This is a genomic window from Burkholderia sp. Ac-20345 (assembly GCF_017104825.1).
Classification (GTDB): domain Bacteria; phylum Pseudomonadota; class Gammaproteobacteria; order Burkholderiales; family Burkholderiaceae; genus Burkholderia; species Burkholderia lata_B.
On record NZ_JAAGPO010000012.1, the window covers coordinates 71,387 to 87,965 of the forward strand.

General features: G+C 66.1%; 16 protein-coding genes. 6 read left to right on the plus strand and 10 right to left on the minus strand.

All coding sequences use genetic code 11. The features are described from left to right. Nucleotides 1–99 precede the first annotated feature (99 nt). The 5 genes from G3O06_RS08340 to G3O06_RS08360 form a co-directional block, all read right to left on the minus strand. A complete protein-coding gene (locus G3O06_RS08340) occupies nucleotides 100–1,536 on the minus strand; it encodes an efflux transporter outer membrane subunit (RefSeq protein ID WP_205815700.1) in 1,437 nt (478 codons plus the stop codon). Between the two features lie 19 nt (nucleotides 1,537–1,555). Then, entirely contained in the window at nucleotides 1,556–3,130 is a 1,575-nt protein-coding gene (locus tag G3O06_RS08345; RefSeq protein WP_174979052.1) for a DHA2 family efflux MFS transporter permease subunit, read from the minus strand. A 13-nt stretch (nucleotides 3,131–3,143) separates the two neighbouring features. Next, nucleotides 3,144–4,238, minus strand: a complete 1,095-nt coding sequence (locus tag G3O06_RS08350) for an HlyD family secretion protein (protein WP_205815701.1) — start codon at nucleotides 4,236–4,238, stop codon at nucleotides 3,144–3,146. A gap of 64 nt (nucleotides 4,239–4,302) precedes the next feature. Beyond that, nucleotides 4,303–4,734: a MarR family winged helix-turn-helix transcriptional regulator gene (locus G3O06_RS08355; protein WP_174918896.1), complete on the minus strand. Its 432-nt coding sequence runs from the start codon at nucleotides 4,732–4,734 to the stop codon at nucleotides 4,303–4,305. A gap of 107 nt (nucleotides 4,735–4,841) precedes the next feature. After that, nucleotides 4,842–5,762 (minus strand): LysR family transcriptional regulator, encoded by a 921-nt coding sequence (locus tag G3O06_RS08360; RefSeq protein ID WP_174979050.1) that lies wholly within the window; start codon nucleotides 5,760–5,762, stop codon nucleotides 4,842–4,844. 90 nt (nucleotides 5,763–5,852) lie between these two features. On the opposite strand from G3O06_RS08360, the gene G3O06_RS08365 reads away from it, so the two are divergent. The 3 genes from G3O06_RS08365 (at nucleotide 5,853) to G3O06_RS08375 (ending at nucleotide 8,201) form a co-directional block, all read left to right on the plus strand. After that, nucleotides 5,853–6,281, plus strand: coding sequence for a MarR family winged helix-turn-helix transcriptional regulator (locus G3O06_RS08365; RefSeq protein ID WP_174968287.1), 429 nt, complete (start codon nucleotides 5,853–5,855; stop codon nucleotides 6,279–6,281). A 185-nt stretch (nucleotides 6,282–6,466) separates the two neighbouring features. After that, the gene (locus G3O06_RS08370; RefSeq protein WP_205815702.1) at nucleotides 6,467–7,714 is read left to right on the plus strand and encodes an aconitase X; all 1,248 of its coding nucleotides are present in this window, start codon (nucleotides 6,467–6,469) and stop codon (nucleotides 7,712–7,714) included. Beyond that, nucleotides 7,707–8,201, plus strand: a complete 495-nt coding sequence (locus tag G3O06_RS08375; RefSeq protein WP_205815703.1) for a DUF126 domain-containing protein — start codon at nucleotides 7,707–7,709, stop codon at nucleotides 8,199–8,201. The genes G3O06_RS08370 and G3O06_RS08375 overlap by 8 nt, the downstream gene beginning before the upstream one ends. Here the strand turns inward: G3O06_RS08375 and G3O06_RS08380 are convergent. Continuing rightward, on the minus strand, nucleotides 8,141–9,247 hold the full coding sequence (locus G3O06_RS08380; RefSeq protein ID WP_205815704.1) for an AraC family transcriptional regulator: 1,107 nt from the start codon (nucleotides 9,245–9,247) through the stop codon (nucleotides 8,141–8,143). The genes G3O06_RS08375 and G3O06_RS08380 overlap by 61 nt on opposite strands. Nucleotides 9,248–9,322: 75 nt before the next feature. Between G3O06_RS08380 and G3O06_RS08385 the strand changes: the two genes are divergently transcribed. Next, entirely contained in the window at nucleotides 9,323–11,356 is a 2,034-nt protein-coding gene (locus tag G3O06_RS08385; RefSeq protein ID WP_205815705.1) for an NADPH-dependent 2,4-dienoyl-CoA reductase, read from the plus strand. A 201-nt stretch (nucleotides 11,357–11,557) separates the two neighbouring features. Here the strand turns inward: G3O06_RS08385 and G3O06_RS08390 are convergent, their stop codons facing one another. Both G3O06_RS08390 and G3O06_RS08395 read right to left on the minus strand, forming a co-directional pair. After that, nucleotides 11,558–11,962: a DUF2471 family protein gene (locus tag G3O06_RS08390; protein WP_174979043.1), complete on the minus strand. Its 405-nt coding sequence runs from the start codon at nucleotides 11,960–11,962 to the stop codon at nucleotides 11,558–11,560. Nucleotides 11,963–12,127: 165 nt separating this feature from the next. Next, nucleotides 12,128–13,021: a LysR family transcriptional regulator gene (locus G3O06_RS08395; RefSeq protein WP_205815706.1), complete on the minus strand. Its 894-nt coding sequence runs from the start codon at nucleotides 13,019–13,021 to the stop codon at nucleotides 12,128–12,130. An 86-nt stretch (nucleotides 13,022–13,107) separates the two neighbouring features. Here G3O06_RS08395 and G3O06_RS08400 point away from each other — a divergent pair, with 86 nt between their 5' ends. Further along, the gene (locus G3O06_RS08400; protein ID WP_205815707.1) at nucleotides 13,108–13,896 is read left to right on the plus strand and encodes an NAD(P)H-dependent oxidoreductase; all 789 of its coding nucleotides are present in this window, start codon (nucleotides 13,108–13,110) and stop codon (nucleotides 13,894–13,896) included. 150 nt (nucleotides 13,897–14,046) lie between these two features. After that, the gene (locus G3O06_RS08405) at nucleotides 14,047–15,237 is read left to right on the plus strand and encodes a hypothetical protein (RefSeq protein WP_205815708.1); all 1,191 of its coding nucleotides are present in this window, start codon (nucleotides 14,047–14,049) and stop codon (nucleotides 15,235–15,237) included. Nucleotides 15,238–15,338: 101 nt separating this feature from the next. Here G3O06_RS08405 and catC read toward each other — a convergent pair whose 3' ends face one another. Both catC and catA read right to left on the minus strand, forming a co-directional pair. After that, nucleotides 15,339–15,629: a muconolactone Delta-isomerase gene (gene catC, locus G3O06_RS08410; protein WP_011355923.1), complete on the minus strand. Its 291-nt coding sequence runs from the start codon at nucleotides 15,627–15,629 to the stop codon at nucleotides 15,339–15,341. Between the two features lie 43 nt (nucleotides 15,630–15,672). Then, on the minus strand, nucleotides 15,673–16,575 hold the full coding sequence (gene catA, locus G3O06_RS08415; RefSeq protein WP_174917622.1) for a catechol 1,2-dioxygenase: 903 nt from the start codon (nucleotides 16,573–16,575) through the stop codon (nucleotides 15,673–15,675). Nucleotides 16,576–16,579: the final 4 nt, after the last annotated feature.

Below are 16,579 nucleotides of genomic sequence, written 5' to 3' on the forward strand. Positions count from 1 at the left end.
TCGGCTCAGGGTCGATCACAGCCCTTGATGAGGTGACGTCCAAGCAAGCTCAGAGCTAACCTGACGCTGACTGACAGAGCGGGTCTAGACTTACACAGCTCAGTCCTTCGCCACCGCCTCCACCTCCGGCCCACCCGCCGCGTCATTCCTGCTCCACCCACCCCCAAGCGACCGATAAAGCGCCACGGCCGCCAGCGCATGCTCGCGCTTGACCTGGTTGAGCGAATCCGAATCCCGCAGATAAACCTCCTGCGCGGACAGCACATCCAGAAAATCCGTCGCACCGCCCTTATAGAGCTGATTCGCCAACCCGAGCGCCTTGTCCGACGCAGAAAGCGCACTACCAAGCCTGCGCGACGCCTCGTCGGAACTGACGAGATTCGCCCGCGCATCCTCGACTTCCCTCAACGCCTGCAGCATCGTCTGCCGTAACCCGAGTTCCGACTCGCGCATCCGGCTTTCGCTCTGCGAGATATCGGCGGTAATCCGCCCCGCATTGAAGATCGGGCTTGTCGCACTCAACGCGGCACTGAACAGGTTATCGGTCAGCGTAGGCAACCCGAGATAAGAAGCCGCCAGAATCCCGTCCGTCAGGTTCAACGAAAACTTCGGATACCGCTCGGCCTTCGCCACACCGACTTGCGCCGCCCGCCGCTCGACCTGCGCATACGCGGTCAGCACATCCGGCCGCCGCAGCAACGCCTGCGAAGGCAACGTCCCCGGCGAGCCAACCGGCGGCGCCGGAATCTCCCCGGCCTGCGTGAGCACCAGCCGATCGACCGATTCCGGCGTGCGCCCCGAATACACGGCAATCAGATTGAGCTGATGCGAAACCTGCGCCTGCGTCGGCGGAATCCGCGCTTCGAGCGCATCGAGCTGGTTCTGCGCACGCGTGACGTCAAGTTCCGTCGACAGCCCGAACGCCTGCCGCTTGCGCGTGAGTTCGAGCGCATGCTGCCGGATCTTCGCGTTGTCCTGCAGGATCTTCAATTCCTGCTGCGCCCAGCGCAGATCGACATACGCGGAAGCCGCATCGGCGGCGAGCGCGAGCCGCATCGCATCTTCCGCATGCTTCTGTCCGACCAGCTCGGCCTGCGCGGCGAGCAGATCGAGCCGTTCGCCGCCGAACACGTCAGGCGACCAGCTCAGTGCGAGCCCCGCGCCAGCCTGCCGCACATAGCCGAGCGGCGGCGGTGTGTTCTGGCGGGCATCGGCCGCATGCGCGGTCGCGTCGAGTTCGGGCAACAGCACCGCGCGCTTCTGCACGGTCAGCGCCTGCGCCTGCTTCACGCGTTCGGCTGCTGCCTGCAGATCGAGGTTGCCGTCGAGCACGGTGGCGATCAGCCGGTCGAGCACGGGGTCGTGAAATTGTGCCCACCACGCGGCGGCGTCGATGTCCGCGCGCGGCACGTCGGTATCCCATGCATCGGGCGCGAGCGTTCGAACCGAATCCTGAAGCGCCGGATGCTGTGCTGGCTGCACCGCACACCCTGCGGCGAGTGCGCTGACGGCGAGGGCGACGAGAAGTTTTTTCATGATGGTGATGACCTCAACCTCAGTGCGCGTCCGGGGGCGGCGCGTTCAGGGAAATGGGTTTGGAGAAGACGACCGCGATCAGCGCGACAACGAAGCACAGCGACAGCGCGTAGTACGCATCTGCGTAAGTGAGCGTCAGCGCTTCGCGATAGATCAGGTGGTGCAGGTTCGCGAGCCCGGCTTGCGCGGTGTCCAGCGTGTTGCCGGCCACGGATGTCCAGTACGCGGCCTGGCGATCGAGCAGCGATGCGACCTGCGGCTGGCCGGCGCTCACGTGCTCGTTCAGGCGCAGGTAGTGAAAGTTCAGCCGGTCGTTGAGCATCGTCGCACTCACCGCGATGCCGATCGCACCGCCGAGATTGCGCATCAGGTTGAACAGGCCGCTCGCCGATTTCAGGCGCGACTGCGGCAGCGAGCCGAGCGCCATCGTCACGATCGGCGGCACGCTGAATTGCTGGCCGATGCCGCGCAGCGCTTGCGGCAGCAGCAGTTCGCGCCAGCCCCAGTCGTGCGTGATCGGCGTGTACAGGTAGCAGCCGAGCCCGAAGCAGATCAGCCCGAATACGAGCAGCGCGCGCAGGCTGAAGAAGCGCGCGGCAAACGCATACGCGCAGAGGGCGACCAGCTGGAATGCGCCGACCGACAGCAGCGCCATGCCGATCTGCAGCGAGCTGAACGCGCGCACCTGCGCAAGAAACAGCGGCGTCAGGAACACGGTCACGAAGATCCCGATGCCGGTCACGAACGAAAGCAGGCTGCCGATCCCGAAGTTGCGCACGACGAGCGCGCGCAGGTCGACGACCGGATCCTTCGCGGTCAGCGCATGCACGATGAACAGGAAGCCGCAGATGCCGGAGATCCACGCGCAGATCACGATCGCGTCGTCGCCGAACCAGTTCTTGCGCGGGCCTTCCTCCAGCACGTATTCGAGGCAGCCGAGGAAGCCCGACATCAGCACGATGCCGAGATAGTCACCACTCTTGATGAGGCTGAGGTCGGGTTCGTCGATGTGCACGTAGCGCGGCACGAGCAAGGCCACCGCGATACCCGGCACGAGGTTCAGGTAGAACAGCCAGTGCCACGACCATTGATCGGTGATCCAGCCGCCGATCACGGGGCCGATCGCCGGCGCGAGCGAGGCAAGCGCGCCGATGGTCGTCGATGCGATCAGCCGCTGCTTGCCGGGGAACAGCACGAACGCGGTGGTGAACACGGTCGGGATCATCGCGGCGCCGAGCGCGCCCTGCAGCCCGCGAAACAGGATCATCGAGTTGATGTCCCATGCGACGCCGCACAGCATGCTGGTGATCGTGAAGCCGACCGCCGATGCGGCGAACAGCCAGCGCGTCGACATCACCTTCGACAGCCAGCCCGACATCGGGATCACGATGATCTCGGCGATCAGGTAGGCCGTCTGCACCCAAGACAATTCGTCCTGGCTCGCGGACAAGCCGCCGCCGATGTCACGCAGCGACGACGCGACGATCTGGATGTCGAGCGTCGCCATGAAGAAGCCGACGCACATCAGCGCGAACGCGAACACGCGCTGCTTGGTCGGTTGCGACGCCGGGTCGCCGGAAAACGCGGTGGTCATCGTCGTCTCCCGTTCAGCTCGCGCGGCCGGTATGCACGGTCACGACCGCGGACAGGCCGGGGCGCAGCACGTGGTCGAGGCCCGGCTGCGGATCGAGATGCACGCGCACGGGCACGCGCTGGACGATCTTCGTGAAGTTGCCGGTCGCGTTCTCGGGCGGCAGCACGCTGAAGGTGGCGCCGGTCGCGGGCGCGAGGCTGTCGACGCGGCCGTGCAGTTTCGTGTTCGACGCATCGAGCGACACGTCGACGCGATCGCCCGCGTGCATCTTGCGAAGCTGGTCTTCCTTGAAGTTCGCATCGATCCACAGTCCGGAAGCCGGCACGACCGTCAGCAGCGGCACGCCGACGTTCGCGAGCATCCCGACGCGGCCCGTGCGATTGCCGACGTAACCGTCGACCGGCGAGCGGATCGTCGTGTATTCGACGTTGAGCGCGGCGACGCGCTGCGCGGCAAGCGCGGTGTTCACGCGGGCCTGCGCATCGGCGAGCTGCGCGCCGAGCACGTCGAGCTGACGCTTCGACGCGAGCAGCGCGGCGTCGCTGCGCTCGACGGCGGCGCCGGCCTTCGAGTAATCGGCGTCCGCGCGTTCGACGATCTGGTTCGACACGGCGTCGGATTTCACGAGCTCGCGGTAGCGCACGCGATCCGAGGCGGCACGCGTCAGCTCGGCCGACGATGCGTTCTTGTCGGCCGCCTGCTGGCCGATCACCGCATTTTGCAGTTGCTGCTTCGCTTCGAGTTCGGTCACGGCGGAGCGCGCGCTGTCGACTTCGGCGCTGGCCTGCGCGAGCTTCGCGTCGTAGTCGCGCGCATCGAGCTGCACGAGCACGTCGCCGGCCTTCACGCGCTGGTTGTCGGTCACGAGGATCTTGTCGACGAAGCCGTTGACCTTCGGCGCGAGCACCGTCACGTCGCCGCCGACATACGCATCGTCGGTGCTTTCCTGGAAGCGCAGCACGAACAGCCAGTCGAGCGCGGCGGCGGCGACGACGATGACGACGGCACCCACCGCGATGCGCATCCACGGCACGCGGCGTTGTTGCTTCGCGGGCCGGTCGAGAGTGGCTGCTTCACGTGATGACGCAGCGGCTTGGGTCGTATCCATCGATTCACCTATGTATATGCACTTATCGAAGCGATCGACGGCATGGCGTCGATCGGGGAAGGGGCTAGCGTTCCGGCAGGTTGTGCGTGATCCGGAACAATTCGTCTCTCAGGCGGGCCGCCTGCGTCGACCCGAACCGCTGCTCGAACGCTTCCTGTGCAGCGAGCCAGTGCACCTGCGCGTCGGCGATCTTCGTTTCGCCGTGCGCGGTCAGCGCGAACGTCTGGCGGCGGCACGGCGGCTCGATCCGGCCTGCCACCAGCGCCGCGCCGACGAGCGGCTTGAGCGCGCGCAGCAGTGCGGTGCGTTCGATCACCAGCACGGCCGACAGCGTCGCCATCGTCAGTCCCGGCCGATCGCGCAGCAGCGCGAGAATGCTGTACTGCGACGCCGTCACGCCCGCCCGCGACAGATAACGCTCGTAGAACTGCGAGATCCGGCGGGCGGCTTGCCGGACCGCGAAGCAATCGTCATCGGTGAGCGTTGTCTTGTGCATGTACACATATTAGGGTGAAGGGTGGTGCGAATCGATGGTCGGGGCAGGATCAGATTGGTGTCGTGGCTGTACCAATCGGCGGCAGACCGGAGCGTTCGCGCGCCGGATCAGGCCGCCGCCGGAACAATCCAGCCTTCGCGGTCGCAATAGGCGGCTGTGTAGTCGATGAACGCCTTGACCTTCGCGGGCAGCAGCGCGCGGTTCGCGTACGCGAGCTTGATCTCGACGAACGCATCGACGAGATCGGCGTCGGCCAGCAACTGCACGAGCGCGCCCGACGCGAGCTGGGCGCCGACGAGCGTCTTCGGCACGACGCCGATGCCGAAGTCATGCAACACCATTTCGCGGTTGAAGACGGGGCTGTTCGACGAGATGTCGAAGCGGAACGGCACGGTCAGCGTGTTGCCGTCGACGCGGAACGACAGCGCGGGCCGGCGCAGCGACGGCGACATCGGCACGAACGGATGGTCGGCGAGATCGGCCGGCGTGACCGGGCGTGAATGGGTGCGCAGATACGCGGGCGTCGCGACGATCACGAGCGGAATCCGCTCGATGAGCCGCACGACGGTCGATTCGCTCGTCAGCATGTACGGCACGACGATGCCGATGTCGTAGCCTTCGCCGACCAGATCGACGGGGCGCTCGGTCAGCGTCACGTCGAGGCGCACCTTCGGGTGTGCGGCCTTGAAGCCGGCAATCAGCGGCACCAGCTGGTTCAGCGCGGCCGTCGTGTGCGCGACGAGGCGCAGCAGACCCTCGGGCTCGCGTGTGTGCGTCTGCGCTTCCGCTTCGAGCGAGTCGAGTTCGTCGAGCACGGCGGCGCAGCGCTCGTAGATGCGCTCGGCCGTTTCGGTCAGCGATACCTGGCGGGTGGTCCGGTGCAGCAGCCGGCTGCCGAAACGCGCTTCCAGATCCGCGACCGCGCGCGACACGACAGGCCGTGCGAGGCCGTGCATGTCGGCGGCGCGCGTGAAGCTGCGCATCTCCACCACCGACCGGAAAATCCGCAGCTTGTCGATGTAGTCCATGTCCGTCTCCTTGACGCGAGGCCGGCCACCGGCCTTGTTACGGCGGAGTGTACATTGACTTTATGCATATGCACATATAAATTGCGAAGCATGAACGACACCTCGATTGCCCACGCGTGCAACTGCCTCGCGCTGCGTCAGGCGGCACGCTTCGTCACGCAACTGTACGAGCGCCATCTGGCCCCGGTTGGCGTCACGCCCGCCCAGTTCTCGATCATGGCGAACCTGACGCGCCAGCCCGGCCTGCTGATGAGCGAACTCGCCGATACGCTCGTGATGGACCGCACGACGTTGCTGCGCGCGCTGAAGCCGCTGCAGCGCGACGGCTTCGTCGCGACGGCCGCGTCGGAGCACGATACGCGCGCGCATGCGCTGAGCCTCACGAAGCTGGGCGAGCGCACGTTCGCGCAGGCAAAAGTCGCGTGGCAGGCCGCGCAGGACGAATTCGAAACGCAGTTCGGCCGCGACCGCGCGAAGGCGCTGCGCGACGAGCTGTTCAGTGTGACTGCGGGACGTTAGACGGACCGGCGGCAAACTGGAGCGGAATTCGATCCATTGGTCGCTTTGGTGGCGCTGGAGAGTGGAAATTGGTTTTTGAAACTGTCCAGATTGATGTCTATCTGGACAGTTTTTATTTCCAGTTGTAGAGTCCCCTGACGGGTTTCACGGGCCGGCGCCGCCGGCACGCGTCAGAGGAGCAACCGATGCTGCAGTTGAGTGACCGCGACAGCGCGATGCTGCGCGGGGATTTCGGCGATGGCGTCGCGCGCGCGATGCGGATCGTCGCGCGCACGGCGCAAGTGATGTCCGCGCCGCACCTGATCGACATCACGTCCGCCCATATCGACGGCTGTCTTTACCACGGCCAGACCAGCCTCGACTTCGTCGAGTATTTCGTCGACACCGGCGCGAAGGTCGCGGTGCCGACCACGCTGAACGTCGGGTCGCTCGACCTGATCCATCCCGAGCTGTACCACGGCGACCGCACGATCCAGCGCGATGCGCAGCGCCTGATGGACGCGCATCTGCAGCTCGGCTGCGAATCGAGTTTCACGTGCGCGCCATATCAGCTGAAGAACCGTCCCGCGAAAGGCGAGCAGATCGCATGGGCGGAATCGAACGCGATCGTGTTCGCGAATTCGGTGCTCGGCGCGCGGACGAGCCGGTACGGCGATTTTCTCGACCTGGCTGCCGCGATCACCGGGCGTGCGCCGTATGCGGGGCTGCATGTCGAAGCGAACCGCGCCGCGCGGATCGTGTTCAACGCACCGGACTTCAGCCGCCTGCCGTCGCGCGACATCTATTTCGCCGCGCTCGGGCTGCTGATCGGCAGGATCGCGGGCGCGGTCGTGCCGGCGATCGTCGGGCTGCCGGCGGACACCACCGAAGACGAACTCAAGGCGCTCGGTGCGGCCGCCGCGTCGAGCGGGGCCGTCGCGCTGTTCCATGCGGTCGGTGTGACGCCGGAAGCGCTCACGCTCGACGCCGCGTTGCACGGGCAAGCGGCGCAGCGCACGGTCGACGTGACGATGGCCGATCTCGACGAGATTCGCCGCACGCTGAACCACGGCGCGGCTGGCGACATGCTCGTCGCGGTGGCGCTCGGCACGCCGCATTTCTCGCTGGCGGAATTCCGCACGCTCGATGCCTTGCTCGACGCGTTCGACGGCAAGCCGGCCTGCGATTTCTACGTGAACACGAGCCGGTTCATCCTGTGGGAGCTGGAGGAGGTAGGCCTCGCGGAGAAATTCGCTGCGCGCGGCATCCAGATCGTCGTCGATACCTGCACGTACATCACGCCGGTGATGAAGCAACTGTCGGGGCTCGTGATGACCAATTCGGGGAAATGGGCGTCGTATGCGCCCGCGAACATCGGCGTGACGGTCGCGTACGGCAGCATGCGCGAATGCGTGCGCTCGGCGTATGAAGGAAAGGTGCGATTCGATGACTGAGGCGACGCGCAAGGTGTTGACGGGCGACACGCTCGTGCCGGGCAGCGCATGCGCGCGCCCGTTCGTGCTCGACAAGCCGCTCAGCTTCTGGGGCGGCTACGACTCCGGCGTGGGAAAGATCGTCGATCGCGGGCATCCGCAGGCCGGCGCGAGCCTCGCCGGCAAGGTGATGGTGATGCCGCACGCGAAGGGTTCGAGTTCGAGCAGCAGCGTGCTCGCGGAAGCCGTGCGCAATGGCACGGGGCCGGTCGGGATCGTGCTGAAGGAGCGCGACCTGATCATCTCGATCGGCGCGATCGTGGCGGCCGAACTGTATGCGATCGCGGTGCCGGTGGTGTGCGTGACCGATGAGGTGTACGACGCGATCGTTGCCGCGACGGGCGATGTGCGGATCGAAGCGGGTGAGGGGGACGGCGGCGCGAGGTTCTATTTCGGCGACGCTGAACCCGACGCCGGTTCCCCCAGTCCGCCTGCCGCCTCCCGGTAAGCACTCGGCGTCTGCCCGGCCCAGCGCCGGAATGCCCGCGTGAAATTTGCCGGGTCGGTAAATTGCAGCCGCTCGGCGATCGTTTTCAGGTCGAGATCCGACGCGGCGAGCAACTGCTTCGCGTCGCGAAACCGCGCTTCGTCGAGCAATTGCCGGTAGCTCGAACCGGCTTCCTCCAGCCGGCGCCGCAGCGTGCGTGTCGACACGAGCAGCGCGTCGGCGAGCGTCTCCGGCCCCGGGTAATCGCCGGCGCCACGTGCCAGCTCCGCGCGCACGCGCTCGACCAGATCGCCTTCGTCCTGACGCACCTGCGCATACTCACGCTCCACCTGAACGAGCGCCTGCCGGTGCGCGACTTCGTCGGCGAGCGGCAGCGGCCAGTCGAGCACGTCGTGCGCGATCCACAGCGCGTTGGCGGCGCAGCCGAATTCGACCGGCGGCAACTGGTCGCGATAGCGCGCGAAATAGGGCGGCTCCGGCCACGTGAATTGGAGCTTGATCGGCGGCGACGTGCGCCCGGCCCATTGAGAGATGTTCTGCGCGAGCCCGGTCAGCACGAATTCGAACATCACGTGATGCTGCAACACGGGGCTGGCCTGCACGCCGTGCAGTTCGAGCGTCGCGCCGCGTTCGTCTTCTGCATAGGTCAGGCGATATTGGCGGTTGCGCATCCGGAAGTAGCGCTGCGTGACGGAGAGCGCCTCGCGGATGTCCCGCGCGGTCAGCGTCGCGTAGCCGAGAAAGCCGTGCACGGTCGGCTTCAGCAGCAGCCCGAACGCGAGCCCGATGCCCGGATCGCCGCCGATCTCGATCGCATTGAGCACGAGCCGCCCCCATTGCGACGGCGCGACGCGCGCGTCCGGTTCGGCCAGCACCGCATCGCGCAGGCCGGTGCCGGCGCGCACGGCGGCCAGGTCGACGCCGCGCGCGGCCAGCGCCTGCAGCAGCAGGCGCGTATAGGCGACCGGAATCGTCGGCCGGCGCAGCCCGAGGCGGTCCTTGGCGAGAGGGGAGGTCATGTCGATTTGGCCGGAAATGACAAGCATTATGGCTGTTTGCCCCCTCACGTTCAAGGCGACGCGCGCCTACGATGTCACGCATTGCTTATTGGCACGATCATCATGACCACGACTTTTCCCCACCTGCTCGCACCGCTCGATCTCGGCTTCACGACGCTGAAGAATCGCGTGCTGATGGGCTCGATGCACACGGGCCTCGAGGACAGCCGCAAGACGCTGCCGCGGCTCGCCGAATATTTCGCCGAACGCGCGCGCGGCGGCGTCGGCCTGATCGTGACGGGCGGTTTCGCGCCGAACGTGGCCGGCTGGACCAAGCCGCTCGGCGGCACGCTGATGACGTCGGCCGCCGCGCGGCGGCATCGCGAGGTCACGGATGCCGTGCACGCGGAGGACGGCAAGATCGCGCTGCAGATCCTGCATACGGGCCGCTACGGCTATCACCCGTTCGCGGTTGCACCGTCGAAGATCAAGTCGCCGATCTCGCCGTTCGCGCCGCACGAACTGAGCGCGCGCGGCGTCGAACGGCAGATCCGCGCGTTCGTCCGCTGCGCGACGCTCGCGCGTGAAGCCGGGTATGACGGCGTCGAGATCATGGGCTCCGAAGGCTACCTGATCAACCAGTTCATCTCGATGCATACGAACAAGCGCACCGACCAGTGGGGCGGTTCGTACGAGAACCGCATCCGCTTGCCGATCGAGATCATCGAGCGCACGCGCGAAGCGGTCGGCCGCGATTTCATCCTGATCTACCGGCTGTCGATGCTCGACCTGATTCCGGACGGCAGCGACTGGAGCGAAACCGTGCAGCTCGCGAAGGCCGTCGAGCGCGCGGGTGCGACCATCATCAACACGGGGATCGGCTGGCACGAAGCACGTGTGCCGACGATCGCGACGTCGGTGCCGCGCGGCGCGTTCGCATGGGTGACGAAGAAGATGAAGGGCGAGGTCGGCATTCCGCTCGTGACGACCAACCGGATCAACCGTCCCGAAGTGGCCGAGCAGATCCTCGCGGACGGCTGCGCGGACATGGTGTCGATGGCCCGCCCGCTGCTCGCGGATGCCGAGTTCGTGGTCAAGGCCGCGCAGGGCCGCGCCGACGAGATCAACACCTGTATCGGCTGCAACCAGGCGTGTCTCGATCACGCGTTCAAGAACAAGATCGCGTCGTGCCTGCTGAATCCGCGTGCGTGCCACGAGACGGAGCTGAAGTACACGCCCGCCGTGCAGCCGAAGCGCATCGCGGTGGTCGGCGCGGGGCCGGCCGGGCTCGCATGCTCGACCGTGCTCGCGCAGCGCGGCCATCAGGTCGACCTGTTCGACGGCGCGGCCGAGATCGGCGGCCAGTTCAACATGGCGAAGCGGATTCCGGGCAAGGAAGAGTTCCACGAAGCGCTGAGCTACTTCGGCCGTCAGGTCGAGCTGACCGGCGTGAACCTGCACCTGAACCGCCGCGTCGACGCGAGCGACCTGATCGCGGGCGGTTACGACGAGATCGTGCTCGCGACCGGTGTCGCGCCGCGTGACCCGAAGATCCCGGGGCAGGACGGGCCGAACGTGCTCAACTACATCGACGTGCTCGCAGGCAAACAGCCGGTCGGCCGGCGTGTCGCGGTGGTCGGCGCGGGCGGGATCGGCTTCGATGTCGCCGAGTATCTGGTGCAGGAGGGTGAATCGCCGGCGCTCGATCTCGAAGAGTGGAAGGCCGAGTGGGGTGTGACGGACCCGGCCGCGACGCGTGGCGGCGTGACGCGTGCGCAGGTCACGGCGCCCGCGCGTGAAGTGACGCTGCTGCAGCGCAAGGCCGCGCCGCTCGGCAAGGGGCTCGGCAAGACGACCGGCTGGATTCACCGCGCGACGCTGAAGATGAAGCAGGTGAAGATGATCGGCGGCGTGAACTATGAGCTGATCGATGCGCGCGGCCTGCACGTGTCGTACGGCGAGCAGCGCACCGATCACGAATTGATCGAAGCCGACACGATCGTGCTCTGCACGGGGCAGGAGCCGCAGCGCGCGCTGCTTGCGCCGCTGCAGGCGGCCGGGCGCTCGGTGCACCTGATCGGCGGCGCGGAACTGGCCGCCGAACTCGACGCGAAGCGCGCGATCGATCAGGGCTCACGGCTCGCGGCACGGCTGTAACGGGCGGCCGCTGCAACGGCCGCCCGGGCGTACGCCGCGTGGCGGCGATCCGCCTGCGCGGCGATTCGTGGCTCACCGCTCGATGCGTCGATTCGCTGGCGCAGGACTGAAATGAGCAGCAGCGCCGGCCGCGTCGCCACGTCACGTGGCGGCGCTATCCCGACAGACCGCGACCGCGAACGCGAACGGCCCTCACGCGGCTCAGGCCGCTTCGGCCCGCTCTTCCTCTTCCGCTTCCAGCATCGCCTTGACGATCAGGTAGATGGCCGGCAGATCGTCATCGTCGCGGCGCCAGTCGACCGGCTCCTCGACATCCGAGGCGACCAGGCGGCTGTCGCGCAGCCGGATGAACGCGTCGACGACGGCCGGATCGTTGCGGTTCAGGAAGCCGGCATTCGAGAATGCCAGCTCTTCGACGTTCAGCAGCGCCTGCCAGCTCATCGTGCGGACGGCCGCGGGATGGGTTCGGCGCCGCAGGCCGAGCGCCCGCTGCGCGGGGCCGCCCGCGACACGCTGCAGATCGACGACCGCCCGCTGCGCGGCGCGCTCGAAGTGGACGGGGTTGAAGCCGGGTTGCTCGGGATCGAATGCGGATGCCTGGAACATGGTCGCCTCACAAAAGTCCGTTCGTCTGTGAATGACGGAATTCGGGTCAAATGGTGCAAAAAGCACTGTAAATATATACAGTGTTTGGTGCGGTTTCAAGCCCCGGATGAAGGATTTTGTGCGACGGCGATCGAAGCGGGCGGCAGCACCGGGCAGGAGAACGATCTACACCGCTGCCGCGATCGTCTCCCGCAACCACCGGTGCGCCGGATCGCGATGCACGCGCTCATGCCACAGCATCGACATTTCATAGCCGGGCACCTCGACCGGCGCTTCCACCACACGCAATGCGGGTACGTCACGCACCAGCCGCTCGGGCAGCATCGCGACGAGATCGGTGCTCGCGACCGCCGACATCACGAACAGGAAGTGCGGCACCGACAGCACGACACGCCGGGCGGCGCCCACCTTCGCGAGCGCTTCGTCGGTCACGCCGAAGAAACCGCCGCCGTCGGGCGACACGATGACGTGTTCGAGCGTGCCAAACTGCGCGAGCGTCGGGCGCCGTTTCAACTTTGGGTGCCCGGCGCGGCCGATCAGCACGTAACGCTCGGCGAACAGCGGCAAGCGCCGCATGCCGGGCGGAGACCCTTCGGTCGTATGGAAGGCGAGATCGATCCCGTTTCGTTCGGCATCCTGCTCGATGCGCGGCGGCACGAGTTCGACGACGGCGAGTCGCGTGGCGGGCGCGGCCGAGCGCAGCGCGCTCAGCGCGGGCAGCACGATCGTCGATTCTCCGTAGTCGGTCGCCGCCACACGCCACGTGTTCGTCGCGGTGACGGGATCGAACGGCGTGGCCGGAATGACCGCACGCTCGACCGCTTCGAGCGCATCGCGCAACGGTTCGCGCAGCGCTTCCGCGCGCGCGGTAGGCCGCATCCCGCGTGGCCCCGGCAGCAGCAGCGGATCGCCGAACACGTCGCGTAGTTTCTGCAGCTGTACGCTGACCGATGGCTGCGACATGTTCAGCTTCTCGGCAGCACGCGTGACGTTGTGTTCGGCGAGCAGCACGTCCAGTGTGACGAGCAGATTGAGATCGAGTCGCCTGAGATTATTCATGGCTATACCTGGGATATCAGGAATTCATTTCAAATATACCGTGGGTGGCGGCATCCTGCAGTCATTCAATCCACGGAGTGACGAACATGAATGTGCTGATCGTGTATGCCCATCCCGAACCGCGTTCGCTGAACGGCGCGTTGCGCGACTTTGCCGTCGAGCATCTCGAAGCGGCCGGCCACACGGTGCAGGTGACCGACCTGTATGCGATGAACTGGAAGGCGGCGTTCGATGCGGACGACGTGGCCGATCGTGCGCCCGACGCGCGGTTCGATCCGTCGCTCGACTCGAAGCGCGCGTTCGCGGCGGGCACACAAAGCGAAGACATCGCACGCGAGCAGGAGAAGCTGAAGTGGGCCGACGCGGTGATCCTGCAGTTTCCGCTATGGTGGTTCTCGATGCCGGCGATCATGAAGGGCTGGTTCGAGCGCGTGTATGCCTACGGTTTTGCATACGGCGTCGGCGAGCATTCCGATACGCACTGGGGCGATCGCTACGGCGAAGGCTCGTTTGCCGGCAAGCGCGCGATGGTGATCGTCACGACGGGCGGGTGGGAATCGCATTACAGCCCGCGCGGCATCAACGGGCCGATCGACGACGTGCTGTTCCCGATCCAGCACGGCGTGCTGTATTACCCGGGGTTCGATGTGCTGCCGCCGTTCGTGATCTACCGGACGGGCAAGATGAACGATGCGCGCTTTGACGAAACGCGTGCGGCGCTCGGCAAGCGTCTGGATGCGTTATGGACCGCGCAGCCGATTCCGTTCCGGCGGCAGAACGCGGGTGATTACGAGATTCCGGCGTTGACGCTGAAGGAAGAAATCGCGCCGGGGAAAGTGGGGTTTGCGGCGCATCTGGTGCACGAGCAGGGATGACGCATGGGCAGGCCCGCGCGAGAAAGCGACGCGCGGGCATATCGACACATGCGCTCGAATCAAGTAGTTTCCGGAGATCGACACGATTCGTCTGCACAATAAGCCGGCACATCCCGCGCACCGAATCGGTCTCGACGGAGAACAACAACGATGACTTCCGAACAACCGGGCCAGGCAGAACCGATTGATGACAACCGCGCCGTCCTGCTGATCGAACTCGAAGCCGGCGGCTATCTGACGGAGGAGCAGGCGGCGCGCGTCACCCAGCGTCTGAGGGACGCACCGGCCGAGCTTCCCGACACCGATTCCGCGCGCAAGATGCTCGACTGGCTGATCGCCGAGGGCTACACGACGGCGGAAGCCGAGGCGAAAGCCACGCATGAACTGCTGGACGGCCGCTACGCGAGCGGCAACGCGAAAATCGTCCTGATGACGGTGCTGGAGGAGATCGATCCGCCCCGGTTCGAACAGCGTCGGAACGAAACGGTCGCATCGATGCAGCGCGAGCAAAAGAAGAAGCAGATGCTGATCGGCTTCGGCGGCCTGGCTGCCGCGCTGGCGGTGGGCGCCTACCTGTTGTGGCCCGCATCGGCGCCCGCATGCAGCGCATCGAGCACGACCAAGGCGCTGAGTGCGCTGATGTTCGGCGCGCGCATGGACATGATGCGCAAGAACCCGATGCAGATGCTGGACCAGGGCAGCATGCCCTTTCCCCGCATCAGCAACCATCGCGAAGTCGGTTACGACGAGGCGAATCAAGTGCGGGGCTGTCTGGCGGACCTGAGTATCGCTGACGAGCATACGACGCTCGGCTATGTGGTCCGGCACGACGACAAGGACAAGAGCGCGTTTGCCGTGCAGATGTTCCCGTCTGAATACGTGACGGCTCGCTACAGTGCGCAGGGCCTCAATCCGAAGCTCGGCGCACCGCTCGGCCGCGACGTCATCAGCACGGCTTTCATGGCGGGTGTCGCACAACTCGACAAGAATGTGTCGGCGCGTTCGCCGAGCTACGGCAAGCCGCTGCCCGGCGACGACGAGCCGACGACGCTGACGAGCAGCGTGCTCGGCGTCATGCCTGCCGCCGACTGCAAGCAGATCGACGGCGACCATGTGTCGTGTCCGTTGCTGATCGATTATCGCGACCGGCTGCTCGGCGCGATCGGCGCGCCGTCGATGCTGCAGTTGAAAGGCGATTTCACGTTCGTCAAGGAGGGCAGCGGCTGGAAAACCGCCGACGATTTCGACAAGACGCTGATGCAGGCGATCGTCGCGCGACGTGTCGCGAAGGTGTATGGCGACGAAGTCGCCGACAAGATGGAGGGGCAGAAGCAGAAGTAGGGCGCGCGGCAACCCGATCCACCGCTGCGGATGACGAAACGAAACGGGCGGCCTGCGAGGCAATCGCAGGCCGCCCGTGTTGTCAGTGCTCGACCGCCTGCTTAGCGATCGTCTTCCCGCACCGATGAAGGATGCCGGCACAGCGCCCGCACTTCCATCTCCATATACGGGAACAGCGGCAACTGGCTCAGCAGGTCATGCAACTGCTGCACGCTTTCGACGTCGAAGATGCTGACGTTCGCATACTGCCCGGCGATCCGCCACAGATGTCGCCACGTCCCTTCGTTCATCAGCCGCTGGCACATCGCCTTTTCTTCCGCCTTCAGCGTGGCCGCCTTGACCGGATCCATATCCGTCGGCAGACGGACGGTCATTTCCACATGAAACAGCATCCTGCACTCCTTGCGTTATCGGTTCGTCGAATCGGAAGGCCGCTCACGCCTGCGCGCGGGCTCGCTCGACGTCGCTACCCGGCACGTCCTGCTTTTCCTTGAGCAGCGAGAAATCGAAGTCGATCAGCGCGAACTGTCCGTCGACGCCATACGGCTTGCCTTCCGCGCCTTCGGCCTGCTTCACCGGCGGGATCAGCCCGTCGCGCGTCGCGAATGCGAAGTCGTCCCACAGATGCGGATCGCCATCGATGTTGATCTGCGTCGTCAGCTTACGATAACCGTCCGCCGAAACGAAGAAGTGAATGTGCGCCGGACGATGGCCGTGGCGGCCGAGCTGGTCGAGCAGTTGCTCGGTCTTGCTGCCCGGCGGCACGCTGTAGCCGACCGGCAGCACGCTGCGGAAGCTGTAGCGGCCTTCGGCATCGGTGCGGATCGAGCGGCGCAGGTTGAACGCCGGCTGCGACTGATCGAAGTACGAGTAGTTGCCGAGATGGTTCGCGTGCCACACCTCGACCAGCGCGTTCGCGATCGGCGAGCCGTCCTGGCCGAGCACCTGGCCGCGCATGATGAGCGTCTGGCCCGGATCGGTGCCGTCGTCGAGACGCGCATGGCCGACCGATTCCGGCGCACCGGCGACATACAGCGGCCCTTCGATCGTGCGCGGCGTGCCGCCCTGGATGCCGGCCTTCTCCTCGGCTTCGTCCATGCGCACGTCGAGGAAGCGCTCGAGGCCGAGGCCCGCGGCGATCAGCCCGAATTCGCGGCCGGCTTCGTTCAGGTAGTTCAGCGCCGTCCAGAATTCGCTCGGCTGCACGTCGAAGTCCTCGATCGTGTAGCAGATGTCCTTCACGATCCGGTTGACGATCGCGCGCACGCGCGGGTTGCCCGGCTTCTCGGCGGCGTCGTCGAAGGTCTTCAGCAGTGCGTCGATGGCTTGCTTGTTCATCTGT

Excerpts from the sequence above, each read along its gene's own strand:
- G3O06_RS08355 (WP_174918896.1), bottom strand. The coding sequence starts at position 4,734 with ATGCACAAGACAACGCTCACCGATGACGATTGCTTCGCGGTCCGGCAA.
- G3O06_RS08405 (WP_205815708.1), top strand. The coding sequence starts at position 14,047 with ATGACTTCCGAACAACCGGGCCAGGCAGAACCGATTGATGACAACCGC.
- catC (WP_011355923.1), bottom strand. The coding sequence starts at position 15,629 with ATGCTGTTTCATGTGGAAATGACCGTCCGTCTGCCGACGGATATGGAT.
- G3O06_RS08375 (WP_205815703.1), top strand. The coding sequence starts at position 7,707 with ATGACTGAGGCGACGCGCAAGGTGTTGACGGGCGACACGCTCGTGCCG.
- G3O06_RS08395 (WP_205815706.1), bottom strand. The coding sequence starts at position 13,021 with ATGAATAATCTCAGGCGACTCGATCTCAATCTGCTCGTCACACTGGAC.
- G3O06_RS08385 (WP_205815705.1), top strand. The coding sequence starts at position 9,323 with ATGACCACGACTTTTCCCCACCTGCTCGCACCGCTCGATCTCGGCTTC.
- G3O06_RS08390 (WP_174979043.1), bottom strand. The coding sequence starts at position 11,962 with ATGTTCCAGGCATCCGCATTCGATCCCGAGCAACCCGGCTTCAACCCC.
- catA (WP_174917622.1), bottom strand. The coding sequence starts at position 16,575 with ATGAACAAGCAAGCCATCGACGCACTGCTGAAGACCTTCGACGACGCC.
- G3O06_RS08360 (WP_174979050.1), bottom strand. The coding sequence starts at position 5,762 with ATGGACTACATCGACAAGCTGCGGATTTTCCGGTCGGTGGTGGAGATG.
- G3O06_RS08340 (WP_205815700.1), bottom strand. The coding sequence starts at position 1,536 with ATGAAAAAACTTCTCGTCGCCCTCGCCGTCAGCGCACTCGCCGCAGGG.
- G3O06_RS08350 (WP_205815701.1), bottom strand. The coding sequence starts at position 4,238 with ATGGATACGACCCAAGCCGCTGCGTCATCACGTGAAGCAGCCACTCTC.
- G3O06_RS08370 (WP_205815702.1), top strand. The coding sequence starts at position 6,467 with ATGCTGCAGTTGAGTGACCGCGACAGCGCGATGCTGCGCGGGGATTTC.
- G3O06_RS08365 (WP_174968287.1), top strand. The coding sequence starts at position 5,853 with ATGAACGACACCTCGATTGCCCACGCGTGCAACTGCCTCGCGCTGCGT.
- G3O06_RS08400 (WP_205815707.1), top strand. The coding sequence starts at position 13,108 with ATGAATGTGCTGATCGTGTATGCCCATCCCGAACCGCGTTCGCTGAAC.
- G3O06_RS08345 (WP_174979052.1), bottom strand. The coding sequence starts at position 3,130 with ATGACCACCGCGTTTTCCGGCGACCCGGCGTCGCAACCGACCAAGCAG.
- G3O06_RS08380 (WP_205815704.1), bottom strand. The coding sequence starts at position 9,247 with ATGCTTGTCATTTCCGGCCAAATCGACATGACCTCCCCTCTCGCCAAG.